This is a genomic window from uncultured Demequina sp. (genome assembly GCF_913055775.1).
In the GTDB taxonomy this organism is placed as follows: Bacteria; Actinomycetota; Actinomycetes; order Actinomycetales; family Demequinaceae; genus Demequina.
Window position 1 is genome coordinate 1 of the sequence record NZ_CAJXJX010000120.1, and the last position, 8,473, is coordinate 8,473.

Annotated in this window: 10 protein-coding genes; 3 read left to right on the top strand and 7 right to left on the bottom strand. The window is 69.2% G+C overall.

Going from position 1 to position 8,473, the window contains the following annotated elements:
• Both QZ483_RS11170 and QZ483_RS11175 read left to right on the top strand, forming a co-directional pair.
• A partial coding sequence (locus QZ483_RS11170; protein WP_297083998.1) for a biotin carboxylase N-terminal domain-containing protein occupies window positions 1-513 on the top strand: 513 nt, incomplete at its 5' end.
• 13 nt (window positions 514-526) lie between these two features.
• A complete protein-coding gene (locus tag QZ483_RS11175; RefSeq protein ID WP_297084000.1) occupies window positions 527-802 on the top strand; it encodes a hypothetical protein in 276 nt (91 codons plus the stop codon).
• Between the two features lie 123 nt (window positions 803-925).
• Here the strand turns inward: QZ483_RS11175 and lysA are convergent, their stop codons facing one another.
• From lysA to QZ483_RS11190, 3 genes are all read right to left on the bottom strand, one after another.
• Window positions 926-2,275: a diaminopimelate decarboxylase gene (gene lysA / locus QZ483_RS11180; protein ID WP_297084002.1), complete on the bottom strand. Its 1,350-nt coding sequence runs from the start codon at window positions 2,273-2,275 to the stop codon at window positions 926-928.
• Window positions 2,276-2,277: 2 nt separating this feature from the next.
• Entirely contained in the window at window positions 2,278-3,951 is a 1,674-nt protein-coding gene (argS, locus tag QZ483_RS11185; RefSeq protein ID WP_297084005.1) for an arginine--tRNA ligase, read from the bottom strand.
• Window positions 3,952-4,022: 71 nt separating this feature from the next.
• On the bottom strand, window positions 4,023-4,406 hold the full coding sequence (locus QZ483_RS11190) for an MmcQ/YjbR family DNA-binding protein (RefSeq protein WP_297084007.1): 384 nt from the start codon (window positions 4,404-4,406) through the stop codon (window positions 4,023-4,025).
• A 79-nt stretch (window positions 4,407-4,485) separates the two neighbouring features.
• On the opposite strand from QZ483_RS11190, the gene QZ483_RS11195 reads away from it, so the two are divergent.
• Window positions 4,486-5,448, top strand: a complete 963-nt coding sequence (locus QZ483_RS11195; RefSeq protein WP_297084009.1) for a serine hydrolase — start codon at window positions 4,486-4,488, stop codon at window positions 5,446-5,448.
• Window positions 5,449-5,462: 14 nt separating this feature from the next.
• On the opposite strand, the gene QZ483_RS11200 is transcribed toward QZ483_RS11195, so the two are convergent.
• From QZ483_RS11200 to QZ483_RS11215, 4 genes are all read right to left on the bottom strand, one after another.
• Entirely contained in the window at window positions 5,463-6,221 is a 759-nt protein-coding gene (locus QZ483_RS11200; protein ID WP_297084011.1) for an MBL fold metallo-hydrolase, read from the bottom strand.
• 51 nt (window positions 6,222-6,272) lie between these two features.
• Window positions 6,273-6,617 (bottom strand): hypothetical protein, encoded by a 345-nt coding sequence (locus tag QZ483_RS11205; RefSeq protein WP_297084013.1) that lies wholly within the window; start codon window positions 6,615-6,617, stop codon window positions 6,273-6,275.
• Entirely contained in the window at window positions 6,614-7,657 is a 1,044-nt protein-coding gene (locus QZ483_RS11210) for a LacI family DNA-binding transcriptional regulator (RefSeq protein ID WP_297084015.1), read from the bottom strand. The genes QZ483_RS11205 and QZ483_RS11210 overlap by 4 nt, the downstream gene beginning before the upstream one ends.
• A gap of 81 nt (window positions 7,658-7,738) precedes the next feature.
• Window positions 7,739-8,473: carbohydrate ABC transporter permease (locus QZ483_RS11215; RefSeq protein ID WP_297084018.1), on the bottom strand; the 735-nt coding region annotated here is incomplete at its 5' end.

An 8,473-nucleotide genomic window follows, 5' to 3' on the forward strand; every position in this document is an offset into this window, starting at 1 on the left:
GTACAGGTCGTCAGCACAGTCGATTACGATATGCTTGCGGCACGGCTTGCCGACGAAGTCGTCGAGATCGGTCCGGCCCCCGCAAATCAATCCTATTTGAATATCGACAGTATCCTGGCGGCCGCAAAGGAAAGCGGGGCAGATGCGATCCATCCCGGCTATGGGTTTCTGTCCGAAAATGCGGAATTCGCGCGCCGCGTCGAGGAAATGGGCCTGATTTTTTGTGGGCCCGATGCCGGGACCATCGAACGCATGGGCGACAAGGTGAATGCGCGCGCGGCGGCCATTGCCGCCGATGTTCCCGTCGTGCCCGGAAGCAAGGGGCGCATCACGGACATCGCCGAGGCGATCACGGTTGCCGAAGAGATCGGTTATCCGGTCATGGTCAAGGCAGCGGCGGGCGGCGGTGGACGCGGCGGTGGAGCATCTCGCCGAGCGGGGGTTGACCCACCTGCCGGCGGTCCGGGCCCGGATCGGTCGGGCGGACGCGGCGGCCGCCGCGATCACCGCTGACACCGCGAAGCCTGTGTACGAACTCGCGGGCACGACCTTCACGTTCGCGGAGCTCGCCGCTGCGGTGACGGCCGCGACCGGCACGACAGTCGAGTACACCACCGTCACGGTGGACGACCTGGCCGCTGGCATGGTCGCTACGGGCATGGACGAGGGCACCGCCGGGTTCTGGGCATCGATCGACGCCTCGATCGCTCGGGGTGATCTCTTCACGGAGTCGACGGACCTGCGCGACCTGATCGGACGCGAGCCCACGAGCCTCGAGGACGCGATCCGCGAGGCGCTCTAGAACCCGGACCTCGACGAACCCCAGCCGCCTCTCCCGCGAGCGAAGTGGGCCCGAATCGCTCATCTAGGCGCTTAGGCGAGCGAAATGGACCCACTTCGCTCATGAGGGGTGGGGCGGGTGGGGTCAGTCGGGAGCGACGTCCAGGTTGAGGAGGTCGTCGAGAGTCTCGCGTCGGATCAGGGTGCTCGCCTGGCCGTCGCGGACCGCGACCACGGCCGGCCGCAGGATCGCGTTGTAGTTCGAGGCCATCGAGCGTCCGTACGCCCCCGTCGCGGCGATGGCGAGCAGGTCGCCGCGCGCGATGTCTGCCGGGAGGTCGACGTCGCGCACCACGATGTCGCCGGACTCGCAGTGCTTGCCCACCACGCGCGACAGCGCGGGAGCGGCGTCCGAGACGCGCCCGGCGAGTTCCGCCTGGTACTCCGCCCCATACATGATGGTCCGGGGGTTGTCGCTCATGCCGCCGTCGACCGCGACGTACTGGCGCTCGCCGCCCTCCTCGAGTCCGACGTGCTTCACCACGCCCACCGAGTACAGCGTGATTCCCGCCGGGCCGGCGATCGCTCGCCCAGGCTCGATCGAGAACGCAGGCCAGCTGCCGCCCACGGAGTCCACGGCCGCGGCAACAGCGCCGGCGATCTCACGCGCCGCCACAGCAGGATCGAGCGCCTCGGCACCCGGGGTGTACGCGATCGCGTAGCCGCCGCCCAGATCTACCTCCGGAAGGTCGACGCCGGTCTCGGCGGCGAACGACGCACGCAGTCCCAACATCCGCTCGGCGGACTCGCGGAAGGCGTCCACCGACAGGATCTGGCTGCCGATGTGCGTGTGAATCCCGCGCAACTCCAGCCCCGGCGCTGCATGCGCGGCGCGCAGGGCGCCGAGCGCCGCGCCGGACGCCAGCGACAGCCCGAACTTCTGGTCCTCGTGGCTGGTCGCGATGTACTCGTGGCCGCCGGCGTGCACGCCGGTGGTGACGCGCACCAGGATGGGCGCGACCCGACCGAGGCCGCCCGCGAGAGCGGACAGGACCTCGATCTCAGTCATCGAGTCGACGACGATGTGCCCCACGCCCACCTCGAGCGCGCGGGTCAGTTCGGCGTCCGACTTGTTGTTGCCGTGCAGCGTGATCCGGCTCGCCGGCATGCCGCCGCGCAGGGCGAGCTCGAGCTCTCCCCCGCTGGCGACATCGATGCCCAGGCCGTCCGCGCGCATCCAGGCTGCGATTCGCGAGGAGAGCAGCGCCTTGGACGCGTAGTAGACGTCGCACGTCGCGCCCAGTTCGGCGAAGGCCTCCCCGAAGTGGGTCGCGAAGGCCCGCGCCCGCGAGCGCAGGTCCTGCTCGTCGACCACGTACAGCGGCGTGCCGTGCTCGCGCGCGAGGTCGCGCACGTCGATGCCGCCCACGCTCATGGCGCCATCCGCTCCGCGCGACAGGGTCGCCGGCCACACGGCCGCAGGCTGCTCGGCCATGGCTACATCTTCTCCGGCGCGCTGACGCCCAGCAGGTGCAGCCCGTTCGCGAGCACTTGGCGCGTCGCGTCGTTGAGCCACAGGCGCGTGCGGTGCAGATCCGTGATCTCCTCGTCCCCCAGCGGGGTCACGCGGGTGCGGTCGTACCAGCCGTGATAGACGCCGGCGAGCTCCTCGAGGTAGCGCGCGACGCGGTGCTGCTCGCGGAACTCGACGGACTGCGTCACCACGCGCGGGAACTCGCCGAGCACGCCCAGGAGCTTGGACTCCCACTCGTGCTCGAGCAGGCTCGCGTCGAAGCCGTCCTCGCGGCGGATGCCGTACTCGGCTGCGTTGCGGGCGACCGACGAGGCGCGCGCGTGCGCGTACTGCACGTAGAACACCGGGTTCGCGTTGGTCTTGGACGCGAGGAGGTCCAGATCGATGTCGATCGACTGATCAGCACTGGAGCGCGCCAGCGAGTAGCGCGCGGCGTCGACGCCCACCGCGTCGACCAGGTCCTCCATCGTCACGACGGTGCCCGCGCGCTTCGACATGCGCACCGGCTGGCCGTCCTTCACCAGATTCACCATCTGCCCGATGATGACCTCGACGATCTCCGGCGAGTGCCCCAGCGCCGCAGCTGCTGCCTTGAGGCGGGCGATGTAGCCGTGGTGGTCAGCGCCCAGCAGGTAGATGCACAGATCCGCGCCGCGCTCGTGCTTGTCGCGGATGTAGGCGATGTCACCGGCGATGTAGGCGGCGTTGCCGTCCGACTTGATGACCACGCGGTCCTTCTCGTCGCCGTAGTCGGAGCTGCGCAGCCACCAGGCGCCGTCGGCCTCGTACAGGGCGCCAGACGCCTTGAGCTCGTCGAGAGCGCGCTCGACTTTGCCCGAGTGGTGAAGCGAGTCCTCGTGGAAGTAGACGTCGAAGTCGACCCCGAAGTCGTGCAGGGACTGCTTGATCTCCCCGAACATCAGCTTCACGCCGCGCTCGCGGAAGAACTCAACCGCCTCGTCACGTGGCCTCTCGAGCGGATCCTTGTCAGCGGCCTCCATGGCCTCGACCATGACCTCGTTCGCGATGTCCTGGATGTACTGGCCGCCGTAGCCGTCCTCGGGAGCGCTCTCGCCCGCCACGACCGCGTACAGCGATTCCGCGAAGCGGTCGATCTGGGTGCCGTGGTCGTTGAAGTAATACTCGCGGATCACGTGCGCGCCGTGAAACTCCAGCAGGCGCGCGAGCGAGTCGCCCACCGCCGCCCAACGCGTGCCGCCCAGGTGGATCGGCCCAGTCGGGTTCGCGGAGACGAACTCGACGTTCACCGTGGTCCCCGTCAGGGACTCGCCGCGGCCGTAGTCGGCGCCCAGGTCCACGATGCCGCGAGCCAGTTCGCCGGCGGCCGAGGCGGACACGCGCAGGTTGATGAAGCCCGGGCCGGCGACCTCTGCGGTGTCGATGCCGTCGATGGTGGCGAGGCGCTCGACCAGCGTGGACGCGAACTCGCGCGGGTTGGTACCGGCCTTCTTCGCCAGCTGCATCGCGACGTTGGTCGCCCAGTCGCCGTGCTCGCGCTGGCGGGGTCGCTCGACCTTGACCTCGGGCACGTCGAACGGCGACAGCTGGAAGTCGCTGTCGTTAATGCCCTGCAGGATGGCGTCGCGGATCGTGGCGGAGAGTTCTTCGGGAGTCACCTCACGAGTCTATCGGCGCGCGACAACGGCGCCTGCCGTGGGGTGGCACCGCCAGCAGGGCCGATTCGCGCTCAGGCGGGCGGCTCGAGCTCGGCTTGAACACGCTTGGGCAGCGACGCCCTGACGATCGCGTACGCCGACTCGATCGCCTCCACGACGAGGTCCCGCGGCACGGAGTCGTCCTCGATCGCCAGCGAGATCCACAGGCGCTTGTTCGCGTAGTACCCGGGCGTCACGCCGTCGTGTGCGCTGACGAGCGCCGCGTTGACGTCGGGGTCGCCCTTCACCGTGACGATGAGTTCACCGCCCGGCGCACGCCCCAGCCGGCCGAAGTGCTTGCCGCCCACCTGGAAGGTCTGCGACCCCCAATCGGGGTACGGCACTACCACCGCACCCGGCAGCCGAGCCAGCGCATCGGCGATCCAGGCGTCCAGTCCTGGCGGTGAGGTATCCATGCCCGCGACGCTACGCCGGGCCTGTGACATCCGCTGGGTACGATGCCGGGGCCAGGAGCCGACGACGAGGGAGACGCGCATGGTGGACGTGGACGCAGCGACGCGATGGGTCCAGGCCCACGTCGACAGCGGGTTCCTGCCCGGCGCGGTGCTCGGAGTCCTCACGCGCGACGGCGTGGTCGCCGTCGAAGCGTTCGGAGACGCCCGTCCCGGGGACCGCTACCCCATCTTCTCGACCACCAAGCCGCTGGTCGGCATGGTCGCGGCCCAGCACTTCGAGTCGGGCGCGCTGTCCCTCGACACCGAGGTCCGCTCCGTGATCCCCGGGTTCGGCGGCGGACGTGACGACCTCGTGACGCTGCGCCATCTCGGCAGCCACACCTGCGGCATCCCCGACCCGGACCTCGACGACCCCACTCCGCTCGATCAGGCTCTGGCCGCGGCAGGGCGATCATTCGTCGCCGGCACGGCATGCCAGTACTCGTCGCTCGCGTTTCAGGGGATCGCCCGGATGGCCGAGCACGCCGGCGGCGACCCCTGGGAGGACCAGCTCGCCGCGATGCTCGCGCGCGTGGGCGCCGACGGCCTCACCCTGGACACCGCAGACACGCCTCACGTGCCGCGGATGAACCCCGACGCCCGCGTCGACTGGGAGGCGTTCTGCGCGGCCCGCCACCCCGGCGCCGGCGCGACCGCGACGATGGCCGACATGCTCGCCATCGCGGCGTCGCTGCTCAAGGACGACGGAGCCCTGGTGCCTTCGGCGACTCTCGCGGCCATGCGCGAGCCTGTGTCACTCGGGATCCCGGACTTCGACCAGAGCGTGCCGGCGCGCCGCTCCGAGTGGGCCTTCACCTGGAACCTGCGCCGCGCGATGCCGGGACTCGCTGCCTCGGACGGCTTCGGCCACGCCGGCTGGGATGGCTGCGAGCTGTGGATCCATCCCGAGCACGACGTCGCCTTCGCCCTGCTCACCAACGTGCTCGGCGCCGAGGCGCTGGGCCTCGATGCCCTGACCCTCGCATCGGCCCTGACCGACTAACCGCGAGCGCCCGCTCAGCCCAGCTCTCGCCGCTCGCCTCGCTCGATCATCGTGAGCCGGTCCGCCGCCCCGGCGTCGTCAAACCACGCCGCCAGATCCGCACGGGGCTGCTCGAAGTGCGCCCAGTCGTCGATGTGCACAGGAACGAGCGCGGCCTGCGGCCACAGAGCGCCGATGCGCGCGGTACGTTCCGCATCGGCCGTCAGCAGCATCTCCCCCAACCGCTCCACCTTGGCCCCGCCTGCGAAGACGATGGCGATAGCGACGTCGGGGAACCGCTCGGCGACCCTGGTCGCCTTCTTGACCGACGAGTTGTCGCCAGAGATGTAGACGGTGGGCCACCCCTCGGCCTCGAGCACGAACCCGGTGACCTGGCCGGTCAGGTGCTTGATCACGGAAGGTCCGTGCCGGGCGGGCACGGCGGTGATCGTGACGTCGGTGCCGCTGTCGGGGATGATCGCCTGATCCCACCGCTTCATGCCTTGGGCGCGGCCGAGGCGCTCCCCACCCGCCGGTGTGGTGAGCACGTGCCGGACATCGTCGAGCATCGCGCGGCCGGACACGTCCAGGTTGTCCTCGTGCTCGTCGTGGCTGAGGAGCACCACGTCGACGTGGCCCACGTCGTCGCGCGACACGGCCGGGCCCGCGAGCTTGGTGAGGTTCCCCACCGCACCAGGAGGGTCGAAGGTCGGGTCGGTCAGCAGGCGCAGCCCGGCGTACTCGAGGAGCACGGTGGGCCCGCCCACGAGGGTGGCGGTCACGGCGGGCGACATGCCGCTAGTCAAGCACCTCGCTGGGGCCTGCGCCGACACGGCACAACGGGCTCACGGAGCGAGGACCAGGACCGCCTCGACCTCACACTGCACCGGGAAGGACTCCGCGCACGGTCCCGTCCACACCTCGAGAGCTGCGCCCGCGGGAATGCCCGACCGGTCATCCACGCCCGCGACGGTCACGTCGTCGTCGATCACGAACGTCGTGCCCTCGAAGTACTCGTATCCGTCGCCGTACTCGAAGAGCACGCGCGTCGCCTCCCCCTCGGTGACAACCTCTGCAGCGGTGCCCACCGCATCGGCCTCCCGGTCGGGCAACGATTCCGAGGAGCACCCGGTCAGCGCGACGAGGCCGGTCAGGACGAGCGCGAGGCGCGCGGAGGCGGCGGTTCTCATGCAGTCTCGACGCCCACCGCGCCCCGATCGTTGGGTGCGCTCGAGGCACGGACCACGAGGTCCGGCGCGAAGACCACCTTGCGCGGCGGTGTCTTGGGGTCGCGGGTCTGCTCCTCGAGCAGGAGATCGACAGCGGTGGCGCCGATCATCTCTCGCGGCTGGCGGATCGAGCTGATGGGCACCACGGCGGAGGAGGCGAAGGAAATGTCGTCGTAGCCCACCAGCGCGACCTGCTCGGGCATGTGCACGGCATTCTCGCCGAACAGCAGCGCCCGCTCGACTCCGATCGCCAAGAGGTCGTTCGCCGCGACGACGCCGTCGATCTGCCCGTCCTCGACCATCGCCTTCAGCCCGAGGCCCACGCGCTGGCCCTCCTCGAGCGACATCTCGGTGGTCGGGAACAATTGGAGCGTCGCGCCGCCGCGCTCAGCGACCGCCTGAGACGCACCTTCGAAGCGGTCCGATACCTGGCCGATGCGCAGGGGGCCACCCACGAACGCGAGCCGCGTCCTTCCGGTCTCGAGAAGATGCGAGACGGCGGCTGCTCCCCCGGCGACGTCGTCCACCGAGACGGACGCGAAACCCGGCTGGTCCGCTCCCCGGTCGACGAGCACCACGGGGATGCCGTGCCTCTGGAGCTCCTCGAGCCGCGCGATGTCCCCCCCAACGGGCGACACCAGGATCCCCGCCACGCGTTGACGCTCGAACACGTCGAGGTGGGAGGCCTCACGCTCATCGGACTCGTCCGAGTTCGCGAGCAGCACGGTCAGACCGGACTCCGCCGCGCGGGCCTCCACGCCGCGCGCGACGTCCGTGAAGAACGGGTTGCCGATGTCGAGCACCAGCAGCGCGAGAGTGCGGCTGCGACCCGCCCGCAGCTGCCGGGCGGCGTCGTTGGGCACGTAGCCCAGCTCCGCAATGGCCTCCTCGACGCGCTCGACGGTCGAGGGCTTGACCTGATCGCGCCGGTTGAGCACGTTGGACACGGTGCCCACGGACACGCCCGCGCGCGCCGCAACCTCCCGCACACTCACCGGCATGTCGCCTCCTCGAAACGTTCGATCTGGATCATTCCATACGACAGCGCGGCGGTTGCGGAGGCAGGCGCTACGCCCACCACCTCACTTCATGCCCGTGGTCGCGAAGCCCTTGATGAGGTACCGCTGCCCGATGAGGAACACGATGAACAGCGGCAGCAGCGAGACCACGGACATCGCGAACATCGACCCGAAGTCGGAACTCGATTGGACGTCGATGAACCCCTTGAGCGCGACGGAGACCGGGAAGGTCTCCGGGAGTCTCAAGTAGATCAGTGGTCCGAAGAAGTCGGACCACGTCCAGATGAACGTGAAGATCGCGGTGGTCGCGAGCGCAGGAATCATCAGCGGCAGGGTGACCTGGAGGAAGATGCGCAGTTGGCCGGCGCCGTCGATGCGCGCCGCCTCGAACAGCTCCTTGGGCAGCGCTCGGATGAACTGGACCATCAGGAAGATGAAGAATGCGTCCACCGCGAGGAACTTTGGCACGATCAGCGGCAGGAACGTATTGAGCCAGCCCAGCTCCTTGAAGATGGTGAACTGCGGAATCAGCGTCACCTGGAAAGGCAGCATGATCGTCATCAGCATGATCGCGAACAGCAGGTTGCGGCCCGCGAACTTCAGGCGTGCGAACGCGTAGGCGGCGAGGGAGCACGCGAACAGGTTTCCGATGATCGACGCGACCGAGATGATCGTCGAGTTCAGCAGAAACGTGCTGAACGGATGCGACAGGTCGTTCCACCCGTTGACGTAGTTCTCGAACGTGAGGTTCGTGGTGAAGATGCTCAGGTCGCGGAAGATGTCCTCGTTCGGCTTGAG

Excerpts from the sequence above, each read along its gene's own strand:
- QZ483_RS11210 (WP_297084015.1), bottom strand. The coding sequence starts at position 7,657 with ATGCCGGTGAGTGTGCGGGAGGTTGCGGCGCGCGCGGGCGTGTCCGTG.
- QZ483_RS11200 (WP_297084011.1), bottom strand. The coding sequence starts at position 6,221 with ATGTCGCCCGCCGTGACCGCCACCCTCGTGGGCGGGCCCACCGTGCTC.
- QZ483_RS11205 (WP_297084013.1), bottom strand. The coding sequence starts at position 6,617 with ATGAGAACCGCCGCCTCCGCGCGCCTCGCGCTCGTCCTGACCGGCCTC.
- QZ483_RS11195 (WP_297084009.1), top strand. The coding sequence starts at position 4,486 with ATGGTGGACGTGGACGCAGCGACGCGATGGGTCCAGGCCCACGTCGAC.
- QZ483_RS11190 (WP_297084007.1), bottom strand. The coding sequence starts at position 4,406 with ATGGATACCTCACCGCCAGGACTGGACGCCTGGATCGCCGATGCGCTG.
- lysA (WP_297084002.1), bottom strand. The coding sequence starts at position 2,275 with ATGGCCGAGCAGCCTGCGGCCGTGTGGCCGGCGACCCTGTCGCGCGGA.